The sequence below is a fragment of the Lacisediminihabitans sp. genome (assembly GCF_036404185.1).
In the GTDB taxonomy this organism is placed as follows: domain Bacteria; phylum Actinomycetota; class Actinomycetes; order Actinomycetales; family Microbacteriaceae; genus Lacisediminihabitans.
In genome coordinates, this window is record NZ_DASWPB010000137.1 from 22,566 (window position 1) to 38,234 (window position 15,669).

At 68.4% G+C, this 15,669-nt stretch carries 15 protein-coding genes and 2 pseudogenes; 8 read left to right on the forward strand and 9 right to left on the reverse strand.

The window, feature by feature from the left end:
* Positions 1 to 13: 13 nt before the first annotated feature.
* The 4 genes from VGC18_RS10110 to VGC18_RS10125 form a co-directional block, all read right to left on the reverse strand.
* Positions 14 to 412, reverse strand: coding sequence for a DUF1304 domain-containing protein (locus tag VGC18_RS10110; RefSeq protein WP_331096897.1), 399 nt, complete (start codon positions 410 to 412; stop codon positions 14 to 16).
* Between the two features lie 19 nt (positions 413 to 431).
* A complete protein-coding gene (locus VGC18_RS10115) occupies positions 432 to 1,406 on the reverse strand; it encodes an MDR family oxidoreductase (protein WP_331096899.1) in 975 nt (324 codons plus the stop codon).
* Positions 1,406 to 2,431 carry a 6-phosphofructokinase gene (locus VGC18_RS10120; RefSeq protein WP_331096901.1) on the reverse strand — a complete coding sequence of 342 codons (1,026 nt, stop codon included), beginning with the start codon at positions 2,429 to 2,431 and terminating at the stop codon, positions 1,406 to 1,408. Before VGC18_RS10120 ends, VGC18_RS10115 begins: the two co-directional genes overlap by 1 nt.
* Before the next feature lie 245 nt (positions 2,432 to 2,676).
* Positions 2,677 to 3,630, reverse strand: a complete 954-nt coding sequence (locus VGC18_RS10125) for a helix-turn-helix transcriptional regulator (RefSeq protein WP_331096903.1) — start codon at positions 3,628 to 3,630, stop codon at positions 2,677 to 2,679.
* A gap of 93 nt (positions 3,631 to 3,723) precedes the next feature.
* Here VGC18_RS10125 and VGC18_RS10130 point away from each other — a divergent pair, with 93 nt between their 5' ends.
* Positions 3,724 to 4,089 carry a VOC family protein gene (locus VGC18_RS10130; protein WP_331096905.1) on the forward strand — a complete coding sequence of 122 codons (366 nt, stop codon included), beginning with the start codon at positions 3,724 to 3,726 and terminating at the stop codon, positions 4,087 to 4,089.
* 201 nt (positions 4,090 to 4,290) lie between these two features.
* Here the strand turns inward: VGC18_RS10130 and VGC18_RS10135 are convergent, their stop codons facing one another.
* A complete protein-coding gene (locus VGC18_RS10135) occupies positions 4,291 to 5,199 on the reverse strand; it encodes a hypothetical protein (RefSeq protein WP_331096907.1) in 909 nt (302 codons plus the stop codon).
* 470 nt (positions 5,200 to 5,669) lie between these two features.
* Between VGC18_RS10135 and VGC18_RS16215 the strand changes: the two are divergent.
* The 3 genes and pseudogenes from VGC18_RS16215 to VGC18_RS10145 form a co-directional block, all read left to right on the forward strand.
* Positions 5,670 to 5,852: pseudogene (locus tag VGC18_RS16215) on the forward strand (hypothetical protein); the annotation flags it as partial.
* A 93-nt stretch (positions 5,853 to 5,945) separates the two neighbouring features.
* Positions 5,946 to 6,884, forward strand: a complete 939-nt coding sequence (locus VGC18_RS10140) for a DNA-3-methyladenine glycosylase 2 family protein (protein ID WP_331096909.1) — start codon at positions 5,946 to 5,948, stop codon at positions 6,882 to 6,884.
* Positions 6,885 to 6,990: 106 nt separating this feature from the next.
* Positions 6,991 to 7,536 carry a thioesterase family protein gene (locus tag VGC18_RS10145; protein WP_331096911.1) on the forward strand — a complete coding sequence of 182 codons (546 nt, stop codon included), beginning with the start codon at positions 6,991 to 6,993 and terminating at the stop codon, positions 7,534 to 7,536.
* Here the strand turns inward: VGC18_RS10145 and VGC18_RS10150 are convergent.
* Positions 7,533 to 7,721 (reverse strand): hypothetical protein, encoded by a 189-nt coding sequence (locus VGC18_RS10150; protein ID WP_331096913.1) that lies wholly within the window; start codon positions 7,719 to 7,721, stop codon positions 7,533 to 7,535. The two genes, VGC18_RS10145 and VGC18_RS10150, sit on opposite strands and share 4 nt — an antisense overlap.
* 142 nt (positions 7,722 to 7,863) lie before the next feature.
* On the opposite strand from VGC18_RS10150, the gene VGC18_RS10155 reads away from it, so the two are divergent.
* The gene (locus tag VGC18_RS10155) at positions 7,864 to 8,514 is read left to right on the forward strand and encodes a TetR/AcrR family transcriptional regulator (protein WP_331096915.1); all 651 of its coding nucleotides are present in this window, start codon (positions 7,864 to 7,866) and stop codon (positions 8,512 to 8,514) included.
* On the opposite strand, the gene VGC18_RS10160 is transcribed toward VGC18_RS10155, so the two are convergent.
* Positions 8,511 to 9,944 (reverse strand): MDR family MFS transporter, encoded by a 1,434-nt coding sequence (locus tag VGC18_RS10160; RefSeq protein ID WP_331096917.1) that lies wholly within the window; start codon positions 9,942 to 9,944, stop codon positions 8,511 to 8,513. The two genes, VGC18_RS10155 and VGC18_RS10160, sit on opposite strands and share 4 nt — an antisense overlap.
* A gap of 67 nt (positions 9,945 to 10,011) precedes the next feature.
* Here VGC18_RS10160 and VGC18_RS10165 point away from each other — a divergent pair, with 67 nt between their 5' ends.
* A complete protein-coding gene (locus VGC18_RS10165) occupies positions 10,012 to 10,611 on the forward strand; it encodes a TetR/AcrR family transcriptional regulator (RefSeq protein WP_331096919.1) in 600 nt (199 codons plus the stop codon).
* A gap of 4 nt (positions 10,612 to 10,615) precedes the next feature.
* Here the strand turns inward: VGC18_RS10165 and VGC18_RS10170 are convergent, their stop codons facing one another.
* Positions 10,616 to 11,098, reverse strand: a complete 483-nt coding sequence (locus tag VGC18_RS10170; protein WP_331096921.1) for a MarR family winged helix-turn-helix transcriptional regulator — start codon at positions 11,096 to 11,098, stop codon at positions 10,616 to 10,618.
* A gap of 101 nt (positions 11,099 to 11,199) precedes the next feature.
* On the opposite strand from VGC18_RS10170, the gene VGC18_RS10175 reads away from it, so the two are divergent.
* Positions 11,200 to 11,757, forward strand: coding sequence for an NAD(P)H-dependent oxidoreductase (locus VGC18_RS10175; protein WP_331096923.1), 558 nt, complete (start codon positions 11,200 to 11,202; stop codon positions 11,755 to 11,757).
* Between the two features lie 63 nt (positions 11,758 to 11,820).
* Entirely contained in the window at positions 11,821 to 15,315 is a 3,495-nt protein-coding gene (locus tag VGC18_RS10180; RefSeq protein WP_331096925.1) for a proline dehydrogenase family protein, read from the forward strand.
* Between the two features lie 128 nt (positions 15,316 to 15,443).
* On the opposite strand, the pseudogene VGC18_RS10185 reads toward VGC18_RS10180, so the two are convergent.
* Positions 15,444 to 15,669: pseudogene (locus VGC18_RS10185) on the reverse strand (GntR family transcriptional regulator); the annotation flags it as partial.

Below are 15,669 nucleotides of genomic sequence, written 5' to 3' on the forward strand. Positions count from 1 at the left end.
GGCCGCGCGGCGGTCAGGCTACCGCGGCGAGCAGCACGAAGACGAGACCGACGAGCGGGGGAAGCCCCTGGATCAGGGCGGAACGCCGATTGACCTTCGAGCTGAGGAACAGCACCAGGGCGGCCAGCAGCATGCTGCCGGCGCCGAAGAGGACGAGCGCGATGCCCGCGGAGAGGTCGATGGCCAAGATCGCGAGCCCGACGGCGGCCCCGATGGCGAGGAACAGGTTGTAGAAGCCCTGGTTGAACGCCATCGGCCTGACGGTGTCGGCCTCCGCCTGGCTCGTGAGGCCGAAGATCCTCCAGGTCCTCGGCCGCGTCCAGGTGATGCTCTCGAGAGAGAAGATGTAGAGGTGGAAGAGGACGGCCAGTCCGACGAAGACCGAGCCGGTGGCGAGCAGAGGTGTGTTCATGCTTGCCAGTGTGGCAGAGCTAGGCCCGCACGTCGACGACGGTGCGACCCCGCACCGAGCCGTCGAGGATGCGACCGGCCGCGGTGATCGTCTCGGCGAGGGGGATCGTCGTGGTCATCGAGTCGAGCAGCTCCGGGTCGAGGTCGCTCGCGAGCCGGCGCCAGGCCTCCTCACGCAGCGCGCGTGGAGCGAAGACCGAGTTGATGCCGGTGAGCGTCACCGCGCGCAGGATGAACGGCATCACCGTCGTCGGGAGGTCGCCGCTCGCCGCGAGCCCGCAGCTGGCGACCGTGCCGCCATAGGTCGTCTGGGCGAGCACGTTGGCGAGCGTGTGGCCGCCGACCGAGTCGATCGCTCCCGACCAGCGCTGGCTCTGCAGTGGTTTGCCCGCCTCGGCGAGGCTCGTGCGGTCGACGATGTCTGCGGCTCCGAGGAAGCGGAGGTAGTCGCCCTGTTCCGGTCGACCGGTGGAGGCGACCACCCGGTGTCCGAGGCCGGCGAGGAGGGCGACGGCCACGGATCCCACACCGCCCGCCGCTCCGGTGACGAGGACGTCGCCGTCCGTCGCACCGGCATTCTCGAGGGCGAGCACCGCGAGCATGGCGGTGAAGCCGGCCGTGCCGATCGCCGCCGCCCGCGCCGCCGTCATCCCCTCGGGAAGGGCGACGAGCCAGTCGGCGGCCACCCGCGCGCGTTCGCTGAGCCCGCCGTTGTGGGTCTCACCGATTCCCCAGCCGTTCAGGATGACGCGGTCGCCCGCCGCCCAGCGCGGGCTGGCGGAGGCCGCGACGGTGCCGACGAGGTCGATCCCCGGGATGAGGGGACTGATCTTGGCGACCCCCGGACGCCCGGCGATGGCCAGTCCGTCCTTGAAGTTGAGGCTCGAGTACTCCACGTCGACGGTGACGTCACCGTCGCCGAGCGCCTCGTCCGTCAGGTCGTCGAGCAACTCGACGGCCGCAGGCTCCCTGGTGACCCTCAGCGCGCGGAACATCAGCCGAAGAGGATGGCGGCCTCGTCGTAGCGGTCCTGGGGAACGCTGTTGAGCTTGCCGAGGGCCTCGTCGAAGGCGACGTGGGTGATCTGGGTTCCCCTGAGCGAGACCATGCGTCCCCAGCGGCCGTGGATCACGGAATCGACGGCGGCCATGCCGTACCGGGTGGCCAGCACGCGGTCGTAGGCCGTCGGCGTGCCGCCGCGCTGGATGTGGCCGAGGGTGGTCGCGCGGGTCTCGATGCCGGTGCGCTCCTCGATCTCCGGCGCGATGAGGTCGCCGATGCCGCCGAGGCGCGGACGCCCGAAGGCGTCGAGGCCGCGCTCGGAGTGCGCGTCGTCCATCGTGTCGAGCTGGAAGCCCTCCGCGACGACGATCAGCGGTGCCCGTCCGCGATCGTGGGCCGCATTGACCCACTCGCAGATCTGCTCCATGCTCGTCTTCTGCTCCGGGATGAGGATCACGTGGGCGCCAGCCGCCATACCGGAGTGCAGGGCGATCCAGCCGACGTGGCGTCCCATGACCTCGGCGACCATGCAGCGCCCGTGCGAGTCGCCCGTGGTGCGCAGGCGGTCCATCGCCTCGGTGGCGATCTCGACGGCGGTGTCGAAGCCGAAGGTGTAGTCGGTGGCGGAGAGGTCGTTGTCGACCGTCTTGGGCACGCCGACGATCTTGACACCGGCATCCGACAGCCGCTTGGCGGCCGCGAGGGTTCCCTCGCCACCGATGGCGATCAGGGAGTCGACGCCGAGACGCTCCATGTTCTCCTTGACCACGTCGGCACCGCCGTTGCCCTCGAAGGGGTTGGTGCGCGAGGTTCCGAGGATAGTACCGCCCTGCTTGGCGATGCCCTGGATGTCTTTGCGTTCGAGGGGGATGACATCGCTCTCGACGACACCACGCCAGCCGTCCTTGAAACCGACGAACTCCTGGTTGTAGATCTTCGTGCCCTTGAGGACGGCACCGCGGATGACCGCGTTCAGGCCGGGGCAGTCTCCACCGCTGGTGAGAATTCCGATGCTCATGAATACATCATTCCGTACCTTCGGACCGGATTTCGCCAGAAGACTGGGCCTTTGTACCCTAGGGCACCCCATGGCCGCCGCGGGCCCCGGGCGGCCGTGTCCCGTAGAAATCCTCGTGATGCGGGGTGTGTGGGCCCGCCACCGTGACCAGATGCTCGGAACTGCTGTCCAGAGATCTGGACGGAATCGAATGCCGAAAGAGCGTCGTTTCGGTAGGTGGTTCTGACGCCGTTTTCGGTAGTCCGTCAGGCGGGCGGCGTTTTGTGTCGGTGAGCGATGTCTGTGGCGAGTTCGGCGATGCGTTGACGGGCGCGTTCGGGGGCGAGGACTTCGATGTGATCACCGAACTGCAACAGCTGGCGGACGGACTCACTATCGGGGTAGCTGACCGTCACGAGTCGCCATCCGTCGTTGCTCGATCCGGCCTCTTTGAGGCGGGCGCCCAAGATGCGTCGGGCGAGGTCGATGCGGGTTTCTCGCAGCCTGACCGTTACATCGATTTGCCCGGCGGCTTCGGTGCGGTTCTTGAGCTCGGCCCAAACCGATCGCAGGTCTTGATCGGGTCGGGTTGCTGCGGGTTCTGAGAGGGCTTCGTAGTGTTCGAGCCGTTCGAGGTTGAAGAGCTTGGCTGTCTGGTCGTCATCGGCTACGAGGTACCACCGGCCCGATTTCGTGGCCAGCCCGTAGGGTTCAATGATTCTGCTGGTGGCGTGCTTGGCGCCGCTCCTGCGGTAGTCGATTCGCAGCCGCGGGCGTGCGCGCAATGTCAGCGCCAGATCTGCGATGTTCAGTTCGCCGGCTTCGGCGGCGAGCCACCCGGAGTTGTCGACGATGACAAGCTCGGCCAGGCTCGTGCCCCCGCCCGCGGCTCGGCGGGCGGCGATCTTGCGAATGGCCATGTCGTGGGCGGCCGTTATCCCCAGTTGCTCGCGCTGAACCCCGTCAAGGCCGGCGAGCGAGAGGGAATCCATCTCTGCCGGTTCTAGATGTGACGCATTCAGGCGTGCGCCGGGGAGGAGGACGATGCCGCCATGTCTGCCTCGCTCGGCATAGACGGGCACGCCTGCCGTCGAGAGAACTCCCACGTCGCGAAGGATCGTCCGCACCGATACCTCTAGCCGCTCAGCCAGCTCGACGCTCGTCACACGCTGACGGGTTTGAAGCACGAGAAGCAGGCTCAACAGCCGGGCGGCCTTCATGGAATAACTCTCTCGCGAAAACATGACAACAGGTGGCGTGATTAGCCGATTGGCTTGAACAACATCGCAAGCACATTCCGACAGGAGACACCCATGTCCGCACCCAACCTCTTTCTCATCCAGGTCCAGAACGCCCAAGCCGCCACCGCGTTCTACGGCGACCTCTTCACGATCGAGCCCGACTTCACCAGCCCGAGGTACGTGGCGTTCCCGGTTGCTCCCGGCGTTCTCTTCGCGCTCTGGACAGGACGCAACGAGCACGCTGTTCCCGGCACCCCGCGCACATCAGAGGTGGGGCTCATGGTTCCTGGATCGGAAGCCGCCGTAGACCAGATATTCGAGGAGTGGAAAGCCAAGGGCGTCACCATCGTCGAAGAGCCACACAATGACGTCTTCGGACGAACGTTCGTGATCGCAGACCCCGACGGAAACCTCATTCGCGTGTCGCCGGTGGACTGATGCTGACCCTGGATCTTGTGGGAAACCTCTCTACGTGAGCGAGCCGCCGGCGTCGACCCTTGACCGTGATCTTAGAGTTCTAGGACGGCGGTCTGTGATGCTTAGTGGCAGTTTCGCTCGTAAGGATCTCGTCGTCAGACTGCAGACTGCCCTGGGAGTGGGGCAAGGGCGCGCCAATCAGCCGGAATGACAGCGTCCTGCTCACGAATCCGCCGCCGTGCCTCGCGTCGACCGTGATGTCTGTGTTCCGCCCGCGATGCGGTACGTGCGTGCCGCAGCGAGTTGGCTGGCCAGGAAGCCGATAGACATTCCCCCCATGCCCGTGAAGAACCAGAAGAGGAATGGCACACCGACACCTGCCCCGGCCCAACCGAGGAGCAGGACGCCCCATAGCGCGACGTTGGAGGAGGTGCCTCCTGGGCGCTGCTTCATGAACGTGAGGTAGTTCAACCGCCCCGTGGGAACGGCCCACAGGAGGGCGATGCCCGTGGCGATGACGTAGTCAATAAGTTCGCCACGCAGAGCGCGCAGAAACAGGAACGCCGCTAATCCGAGGCTGAGAACGGCAATGCCCGCAGTCCAGTAGGCGTCACTCTTCTTTTTACCGACGATGCGGGTGTTGCGCCTCGTGAGCCGCCTCGGAATGAACGTCGTTCGCTCGACGGGAGCGGTACGCCTGCCGACGGCGACCCAACGAATCGCCGAGCCGATGATGATACCCGCCAGGAGCGCCATGATCCCGGGAGAGATGGATCCGGGGAACCGCGGCCCGAAGGAAATTGCGCCGACGAAAAAGCCAGCGACGAGCGCGAGGTTCGCGACGACCGCCGGTAGGCATGAGTAGATGATTGCCGCGAACAGGAAACCAACGCCAAGGCTACCGGCTAGCATTTCCGGGCTCGTCTCCCCGCGATGTCCGGGCAGGCCAATGATTCCCCATAAGCCACCGATCGCCAGCGCGAGCCCCACGAAGTACCAGGAGAACGGACCCAGACGTTCGCCCCGCCAGATCATCAGGTTCGCCCATGCCTTACGAGAACGCTGGCGTTTGCGCCTGCGTCGATCACGCTTCTTCCGCGCTTCGCTTTCCGCGGCCGATATCGCGGTCATTTGGGGCCGTCCGTCGTCTCCGGCGGAGGTGAGGGAATGGCCTTGCTCATCGGTTGACCATAGCTCGGAATGACGGGGTCGACCATGGATTCCCGCCCTGTCGACCGTATGAGGCTCACAGGTCCGTGGATCACCTTGGAATGTGCGGACAAGGCTGCTCACGATTCGGCGCTCGCCAAAATCCTGCAACCCGTCCTCGACGTAGCCATCTGAGATCGGCAGACCAGAGTGTGTCTGAGGGACTATCCGTCGGTCACCGGCTTCGGCCAGGAAGAAACTGACGAGCTACTTGTCTTCTTGTGGGCTGCCGCCGGAGTTGCAGAAGATCGTCGACATGAACAAGCGCGACTACCCGACGAGCGCCACCGAGATAGGCCGCCCTGCCCGGGGAGGCTCCTGAAGCCCGCGGGTATCAGCCACTGGCACAGGGGCTCAGCGCCGACCATGGGTACGGACACCGGCAGTGCAGACCGACCCCGACCGCCCTCCTGCGGCTTGTCGGAGCGATTCTGGTCGAGCAACACGACGAGTGGGAAGCCGGCGACCGGCGCTACTTCTCCGAGTCGTCCATGCTCGTGCCTCATGCACTCCGTGGTCCCCGTCCCACCCAGTTCCCGGTGCCGGTCGGGCCCGGGATATCCTCTCGATCGTGATGTCAGTTCCCGATGACGTCACGTCGAAGTGACATGACGATTAAGGACATGTCGTTCCGGCGGGTGTCGGCTCGGCGACATAGTCTGCTCTGCATGGGAATGGTGGCGGTCACGGATGCCCCGCCGCTGCGCACCAGGTACGCTCCGCGGCATCCGGTCGATCTCCGGCTCACGCTCGGTCCGCTGACGCGCGGCGCGGGCGATCCGACGACCCGCTGGTTCCCCGGCGGCCTCTGGCGCACGGTCCCGTCTCCCGAGGGACCGGCGACCCTCCGCCTCGTGCAGAGCGGTGCGGCCATCGAGGCGACCGCCTGGGGCGACGGCGCGGAGTGGGCGATCGCCGGCCTGCCGGAACTGCTCGGGGCGGACGACGACCCGGCAGACCTCGACGTCTCCGGCCATCCCTTCCTGTCGGAGGCCCACCGTCGTCTCGACGGCCTGCGGCTGCTGCGCACCGGGCTCGTGCTCGAGGCGCTCATCGCGGCGATCCTGGAGCAGCGGGTCACCACGAAGGAGGCCCACTATTCGTGGGGCCGGCTCATTCGCAGGCACGGGCCGTCCGCTCCCGGACCGGCGCCGCAGGACATGCGGGTCTTTCCCGCCGCGGCGGTCTGGCGGATGATCCCCTCCTGGGAGTGGCACACCGCGGGCGTCGATCCCGCTCGTTCCCGCGCGGCGATCGCCGCGGCATCCGTCGCCGCGGGCCTGGAGCGGACCCTGGCGCTCGGGCGCGGTGGCCCCGCCGTGCTCGCACGGCTCCGCAGCGTTCCCGGCATCGGCGCCTGGACGGCGGCGGAGACGAGTCAGCGCGCTCACGGCGACGCCGATTCGGTGAGTCTCGGCGACTACCACCTTCCCGCGGTCGTCGGCTGGGCGCTCATCGGCCGGCCGGTCGACGACGACGGCATGCTCGAGCTGCTCTCCCCCTGGGCGGGACACCGGCAGCGGGTCATGCGCATCATCGAGGGGAGCGGCTTCAGGAAGCCGCGTTTCGGGCCGCGCATGACCATCCAGGATCACCGCGGGCACTGAACCGATTTGTGCGGAACGGACCGTGCGGGCCCGTTCACCGGGCCGACGCTTGTGGTCCTCCGACAGCCGAGTTCACCGCGTGGCGGAGCGGGTTTACCGTGAGGCAGTGCATCTCCTCTTCCGTACCCTGCTGATGTGGCTTCGCCGCAACGGACCCAGAATCGGCATCCACGAGATCAGTCGCGTCAGCCTCCGGGTGCTGCCCACCGACCTGGATGTCCTCGGCCACATGAACAACGGCGTCTATCTGTCGATCATGGACCTCGGCCGAATGGACCTGCTGCAGCGCTCGGGCGTCTGGGCGCGGTTCACCAAGGCGGGCTACTACCCCGTGATCGCGAACGAGACGATCAGCTTCCGGCGGTCGCTGCTGCCCTGGCAGCGGTTCACGGTGGAGACCCGGATCATCGGATACGACGCCAAGGCCGTCTTCCTCCAGCAGCGGATGACGGTGGGCGGCGAGGTCTACGCCGAGGCCTTCGTCCGCGCGCGTTTCCTCAGGAAGAACGGCGGAACGGCGAGCATCGAGCAGATCATGGAGGCGACCGGCGAGGACGGATCGGGTCTCGAGCTGCCGGAGTGGGTCGGGCGCTGGGCGGAGGACGTCGCGCTGCCAGGATCGCGCTCGCCGGCCCCGAGCCGCTGGTCCTAGTCCTCGGACTCCTGCGGTTCCGCGTCGGCATTCGATCCGAGCGGGCCGCCCCCGAAGTCGGCCGCGTTCGCGGCGCTCGCCGTCTTCTTCAGGAGGTCGTCCGCCTTGACCTGCGCGGCGGCGGCCTCCTCCGGATCGCCTGCCGCCTGGCCGCCCTGGTTGGCAAACTGATCGAACGTTCCCATCGTGAACGCTTCCTTCCTCGTGTGCTGCTGTTCGCGAGCCTAACGAGCCTCCGCGTCGCAGGCAAAGCCCGACGGGAAAGGCCGGCGATTCCCGACCGGGTGGATAAGCTTGATGGGACCATTTCGAGAGGATGGGGACACGGTGTCAGAGCAGACGCGGGTGAACCAGACGGGATCGACCTCGCTTCGCGAGCGGAAGCGCGAGGCGACGAGGGATGCGCTGGAGAGCGCGGCCCTGAGGCTCACCGTCGAACGGGGCATCGATGGTGCGACCGTCGACGAGATCTGCGCGGCGGCGGGATTCTCGCATCGCACCTTCTTCAACTACTTCCGCTCCAAAGAGGCGGCGGTCCTGGCCGGGTTGACGGTCTCCTTCGACGTGCCGGAGGCGGAGACCTTCCTCGCCGGCGGACCGACGGGCGACGTCTACGCCGACCTGAAGTGGCTGGTCATCGATCTGGTGCGGGCGAGCGCCGAGCGGGGCGAGGAATGGCGCGATCGACTGCTGCTGCTCGTCGAGCATCCGGATCTCATGGTCGCCAGGCGCGACCACCAGCTCGAGCTCACCCGGGGCCTCGTCGAGGTCATCCGACTGCGCCTCCCGGGAGAGGACAGGGCGGAGGTCCTCGCCGGGATCGTGATGATCGCGCTCGCGACGGCGGTCCGGCGGTGGAGCGAGGCGGGGGACGATGCGTCCTTCGACCGGATGCTCCTCGAGTCGTTCGACGTGGTCGATGACGTCGCGCGGACCGTGATGGTCGGCGGAGGAGCCGTGCCGGAGCCGCTCGCCTAGTCTGCCGCGGCGCCTGCGATGACCGCGGGTTCGCCGGCCGGCGCCGTGGGGCGACCCGGCAGGGCGAGGGAGAGCAGGATGGCCAGGCCCGTGAAGCCGACGGCCCACCAGAACGCCTGGTCGAAGGCGGATGCGCCGGCACCGACGGTGGCGAGCGCGCCGTCGAGGATCACGGCGAGGAGTGCGACCCCGAAGGATCCGCCGACCTGCTGCGCGATGCGGGTGATGATGCTCGCGTGCGGGATGTCCGGCCGGTCGAGGCCGACGAACGCGGCGGTCATCAGGGGGATGGTGACGGCGCCGAGGCCGAACCCGCGGACGAGCAGGGCGGCCAGGAGAAGCCATTCACTGGTACCCGCCGTGGCGAGAGCGAAGGGGACCGTGGCGGCCCCGACGATCGTGAAGCCGATGAGGCTGACCCATTTGGCGCCGAGGACGTCGGTGAGGCGTCCGGCGAGGGAGCGGCTGAGGAAGGTTCCGATGCCCTGCGGGACGAGGAGCAGGCCCGCGGTGAGGGCATCGGCGCCGCGGACGTCCTGGAAGTACAGCGGAAGCAGCAGCATCGCCCCGTAGAGGGCGGAGCCGGAGAGGAAGAGCAGGGCCGAGGCGGATGCGACCGCGCGGTGGGCGAACAGGCGCACGTCCACGAGGGCGCGCTCGCCCCTCCGCCTCGCATGGACGACGAAGGCGATCAGCAGCGCGAGACCGATGAGCATCGGAGCGAGCACGTCCCCTCGCGTGAACCCGCCCGCCTTGCTGGCATTCGAGAGCCCGTAGAGGATCCCGACGATGCCGGGGGACAGCAGGACGAAGCCCGTCACATCCAGCCGCGGATGGGTCAGGATGCGATCGGCCGGCAGCATGCGCCAGGCGAGCAGGAAACCGACAACGCAGAATGGCACATTGACCCAGAAGAGCCATCGCCAGTCGAGCCAGTTGAGGATCACCCCGCCGATGACCGGGCCGAGGATCGGCCCGAGGACGGCGGGCAGGCTCACCACCGACATGGTGCGGCCGAGCGATCTCCCCGCTGCGGCCTGCATGACCAGGGTCGACATCAGCGGCAGCATCAGGCCGCCGCCGGCCCCCTGAATCACGCGGAAGGCGATGAGACTGGGGGCGCTCCAGGCGAGGCTGGAGGCGATCGAGCCGGCGAAGAAGACCGCCAGAGCGAACATCCAGAGCCGTTTGCCGCCGAACCGGGCCTGGGCCCAGCCCACCAGGGGGATCGTCACGCCGAGAGCGAGCAGATAGCCGGTGCTCACCCACTGGATGGTGGCGACCGAGGTGTGGAGCTGACTCGCGAGGGTGTGCAGGGCGACGCTCACGATCGTCGTGTCGAAGATCACGGCCATCCCGCCGACGATCAGGACCATCGCGACCGTCAGCACCTGCCGGTCGACCCGGTCCTCGGTGGGTGAAGCGCTCATGCCGTCCTCCATTAAGGTACTAGTTCGTATCTTCTGGAAGGCTAGCCGTTCGCGATAAGATACGCAAATGGATCTAAACGAGAGGGAGCCGGTCACCCGCCGCCGGGGGCGCGAGCTGGAGGACGCCCTTCTTGACGCTGCCTGGGAGCAGCTGATGGCCGGTGGATACGGATCGTTCACGATCGACGCGGTCGCGGAACGGGCCGGAACGAGCAAGCCGGTGATCTATCGCCGGTGGCCGAGCCGTGAGGCCCTGGTCATGGCTGCGGTGCGGCGCTCCTTCGTGCGGGACAGCCGGCCGGTCCCCGACACCGGCTCGCTGCGCGGGGACGTGATCGCGTTGATGACGTCGGCAAACGAGACCCGCCTGGAGATGGCCGCGGTTCTCAGCGTTCAGCTGGGCACCTACTTCCAGGAGACCGGGACGACCCCCGCCGATCTCCGCGGGCAGATCCTCGGCGACCGGGCATCCTCGGTGGAGATCGTGATCCGGCGGGCGGTGGAGCGGGGTGAGATCACCGCGGACCTGACGCCGCGGATGATCGCGCTGCCCTTCGATCTCTTCCGCCACGAGGCGCTGATGACCCTGAAGCCGGTCCCTCCGGAGACGATTCGCGAGATCGTCGACGACATCTTCCTCCCCCTCGTCGGTCACCGGCCGAGGTAGCGGGTCAGTCGAGAGGGACGTCCTCGTCGGCGCCGCATCCGATCGCGTCGACCACCCGGCCGGAGATGTTCTTCAGGCGGTCCGCCTCATCGGCGGCGAGCACGTCGAAGAAGTACTTGCGGATGGCCGCCACATGTCCGCGCATGGCGCCGAGCACGGCCCGCCGGCCGGCCGGGGTCAGGCCGATCCAGGAGCCACGGGCATCCGATTGGCACTCCGTGCGGCTGAGCAGATCGCGCTTCTCCATGCGGGCGACGAGATGGGAGACGCGGCTCTTCTCCCAGCCGATGGTGCCGGCGATGTCCTTGACCCGCAGCCGACGCCCTGGGGCGGCATTGATGGCGAGCAGGATCTCGTACTCGGAGGCCGAGATGCCCGAGTCCCGCTGAAGCTGCAGGTCGAGGGCGCGGTCGAGGGTGCGGCGCATGGAGTAGAAGGTGCTCCACACCTCCCTCTCGGAGTCCGAGAGCGCCGACAATTCTGCCATACCTCATCCTAGCAACGGCGACCACGATTGTTGACGTGTCACAGAAAGGTCATATGATGATGACGCGTCATCCAAAATCCCCCGTCAGTAAAGGAACCTCCTTGTCACTCAAGATCGGCATCATCCTCGGCAGCACCCGTCCGGGCCGCAACGGCGAAGCAGTGGCGAAGTGGGTGACCGAGATCGCGAGCAAGCGCACGGACGCCGAGTTCGAGCTCGTCGACCTGCTCGACTACAACCTGCCCCACCTGGACGAGGCGGTGACCGCGTCGCAGGGCCGGTACGCAGGCGAGCACACCAAGAAGTGGGCGGCGAAGGTGGCGGAGTTCGACGGATACATCTTCGTCACCCCGGAGTACAACCACAGCACCTCGGGGGCGCTCAAGAATGCGATCGACTACGTCTACGCGGAATGGAACAACAAGGCGGCCGGATTCGTCAGCTACGGCGCGGCCGGCGGGACCCGTGCCGTCGAGCACCTGCGGCTCATCGTCGCCGAGCTGCAGATCGCGGACGTGCGCGCCCAGCTCGCACTCTCGCTCCTGACCGACTTCGAGAACTACAGCCTGTTCACGCCCGCCCCGCACCAGGAGGCCCTCCTGGGCGTCGTCCTCGACCAGACGGTCGCCTGGGCAGGCGCGCTCAAGACGCTGCGCTGACCCGGGCGCCCGGGTGGCGACATCCGCTACTCGGCCGTCGCCGCCCGCGATTAGTCTCGTAGCATGTCATCGCCTGCTCCCGACCCGTCCGTGAGCCCCGATCCGCTCGTCGGCGAGACCATCGCGATCGTCCGACGGTGGCTTGCCGAGAGCGCGGACGTCGTCCCCGATCGATCGGCCCGGCGTCTCGCCGGCGTGCTGAAGGATCCGAGGGGCCTGGATTTCACGATCGGATTCGTCGACCGCGTGGTGCGGCCGGAGGACCTCCGCGTCGCCGGCCGGGGTCTGGAGAGGCTCTCCCACGCCATCCCCGCCTTCCTGCCCTGGTACATGCGTCTGGCGATCCAGGTCGGCGGCGGCTTCGCGCCGCTCCTGCCGTGGCCCATCGTGCCGATCGCCAGGCGGGTGCTCAGGAGCATGGTCGGCCACCTCATCCTCGATGCCAGCCCGAGAAGGCTCGACCGCAGCATGAACACGCTGCGGAAGGAGGGCATCCGGCTCAACCTCAACCTGCTCGGCGAGGCGGTGCTCGGGGACGAGGAGGCCGATCGGCGCCTCGCGGGAACCAGGGAACTGCTCGAACGGGACGACGTCGACTACGTCTCGATCAAGGTCTCCTCCGTCTCCAGTCAGCTCTCGATGTGGTCGTTCGACGAGACCGTCGAGCGTGTCGTCGAGCGCCTGACCCCGCTCTACGAGCTCGCCGCGATCTCGGCGACCAAGAAGTTCATCAACCTCGACATGGAGGAGTTCCGCGACCTCGATCTGACCATCGCCGTGTTCCGGCGGCTGCTCGATCAGCCGCGGCTGAGGGGGCTGGAGGCGGGGATCGTGCTGCAGGCCTACCTGCCGGATGCGCTCGGTGCCCTCCAGGGGCTCACCCGGTGGGCGACCGATCGTCGCACGGCCGGTGGGGCGGCGATCAAGGTGCGCCTGGTCAAGGGCGCGAACCTCGCCATGGAACGGGTCGATGCGACGATCCACGGCTGGCCGCTGGCCACCTACTCGACCAAACGAGACACGGACACCAACTACAAGCGGGTGCTCGACTGGGCGTTCACGCCGGAACACACCGACGCCGTTCGCATCGGGGTGGCCGGTCACAACCTCTTCGACATCGCCCACGCCTGGCTGCTCGCCAAGCAGCGGGGTGTCGAGGCGAGGATCGAGTTCGAGATGCTGCTCGGCATGGCCACCGGCCAGGCGGACGCGGTGCGGCGCGATGTCGGCGGCCTGCTGCTGTACACGCCCGTCGTGCGCTCCGGCGACTTCGACTCGGCGATCTCCTACCTGATCCGCCGGCTGGAGGAGAACGCGAGCAGCGAGAACTTCCTGTCCGGCGCCTTCGAGCTCGTCGAGGACGGGCGCGTCTTCGGCCGCGAGGCGGACCGGTTCATCGCCTCGACCGTCTCCCTCGACGACCGGATGCCCCGCTCGAACCGGGTGCAGGACCGCACGGCACCCGTCGTCCTCTCTCCCGTGGACACCGCTCCCCGTCAGTTCGGGAACGAGCCGGACACCGACCCCGCCATCTCCGCCAATCGGGCGTGGGGACGGAGCATCCTCGCCAGGGTGCCGTCCTCGCGGCTCGGCATCGCGGAGATCGAGACGGCGCGGGTGTCGGATGCCTCGACCCTCGACGAGCGGATCGCCGCGGCCGCGCTCGCCGGCGAGGGCTGGGGCGAGCGCAGGGCGGACACGAGGGCCACGGTCCTGCACAGCGCCGGAGAGGCGATCGCAGCGGCTCGCGCAGAGCTGATCGAGGTGATGGCGAGCGAGACCGGCAAGACCATTGCGGAGGGGGACGTGGAGGTGAGCGAGGCCGTCGATTTCGCCCACTACTACGCCGAGCGGGCGCGGGAGCTCGACCGGGTGGAGAACGCGCGGTTCGTCCCCTCCCGGCTGATCGTGGTCGCCCCTCCGTGGAACTTCCCGCTGGCCATCCCGGCCGGTTCCGTGCTGTCGGCGCTCGCCGCCGGGGCTGCGGTCATCATCAAGCCGGCACCGGAGGCCCGTCGCACCGCGGCCGTGCTGGTCGAGGCCCTCCGGGCGGGGGGAGTTCCGCGGGATGTCCTGACACTGATCGACCTCGACGAGGACCAGCTCGGCAAGCAGCTGGTGGCGCATCCGTCCGTCGACAGGGTCATCCTCACCGGCTCCTGGGAGACCGCGGCCCTGTTCCGCTCCTGGAGGCCCGACCTGCCGCTCCTGGCCGAGACCAGCGGCAAGAACGCGATCGTCGTGACCCCGAGCGCCGACCTCGACCTCGCGGTCGCGGACATCGTGAAGAGCGCGTTCGGCCACGCCGGGCAGAAGTGCTCCGCGGCGAGCCTGGTCATCCTCGTCGGCTCGGCGGCGAGCTCCGCGCGTTTCCGCCGCCAGCTCGTGGACGCCGTGACGTCGCTGCGGGTGGGCTATCCCGACGACCCGACGACGATCATGGGCCCGGTCATCGAGCCGGTCCGGGGCAAGCTGCGGAAGGCGCTGACGAGCCTCGATGCCGGGGAGAGCTGGCTCGTGGAGCCGCGGGCGCTCGACGACAGCGGCCGGCTCTGGTCGCCCGGGGTGAAGGAGGGCGTTGCCTCTGGATCGGAGTTCCACCTGACCGAGTACTTCGGCCCGGTGCTCGGGATCATGCGCGCGGGCACGCTCGCCGAGGCCATCGCCCTGCAGAACGCACCGGACTACGGGCTGACCGCGGGCATCCACTCGCTGGACGCCGAGGAGATCGCCACCTGGGTGGACACGGTCGAGGCGGGCAACCTCTACGTCAATCGCGGCATCACCGGCGCGATCGTGCGCAGGCAGCCCTTCGGCGGCTGGAAACGGTCCGCGGTCGGCACGGGGGCGAAGACGGGTGGACCGAACTACCTGCTGGGGCTCGGCGACTGGCAGCCGGTCTTCGCCGAGCCGGACGGGTCGGTGGTGCTCCGGGGCGTGAGCCGGTCGGTGGCGGAGGTCATCGGGGCGGCCCAGCCGGGGATGGAGTACCTCGAGTTCGACCTCGTGCGCTCCGGCGCCGTCAGCGACGAGCGCGCCTGGAACGAGGAGTACGGCCTGGCGCGGGACGTCTCAGACCTGGGAGTCGAGCGCAATGTCTTCCGCTATCGCCCCGTTCCCGTGGCCGTCCGGCTCTCGGATGGCGCCTCACCCGCCCAGCTGGTTCGGGTGATCGCCGCGGCGACCAGGGCGGGGGCACCGATCTCCGTGAGCTCGTCCGCCCCGGTCCCCGCGGGGCTGATCTCCCTCTTCCGGAGCGGGCTCTCACCGGTGGCGGTGAGCGAGGTCGTCGTCGAGACGGATGCGCGCTGGCAGGCGAGGGTGCGCTCCGGCGAGGCCGGCGTCGGCGGCGGGCGCCCCGGGCGCATCCGGCTCATCGGCGGCAACCGTCTGGCCCTTGCCCTGGTGCTCGACGGCGATCCGGATGTCGCCGTCTTCTCGGGGACGGTCACGACCTCCGGGCGCCTCGAACTGCTGCCCTTCCTCCGGGAGCAGGCCGTCAGCATCACCGCGCATCGGTTCGGCAACCCTGACCCGTCCACCGCGGTAGCCCTGTAACCCTGCCCGTGCTGCTACCCACCACTCGGCAACGTCGCGGTGTTTCGTCGACGCCGCGCCCGAATGGTGCCGCAGCGCTGACGACAAAACACCGCGACGATGCTGCTCGCAGGGGGGCCGGGCGGCTGCTAGGCGCGGAGGGCCGCGGCGGCGAGCTCGAGCGCGTCGTCGGTCGTGATGCCGAGCTGACGGGTGCGCTCGGCATAGGCCTGCGCGGCCAGTTGCGCCTGCTGCCTGCTCGCGTCCCCCCGCGGGCTGACGAAGGAGCCGTTGCGCCCCCGGGTCTCGATGAAGCCGTCCGTCTCGAGCTCGCGGTAGGCGCGGGCGACGGTGTTGGTTGCGATGCCGAGCTCC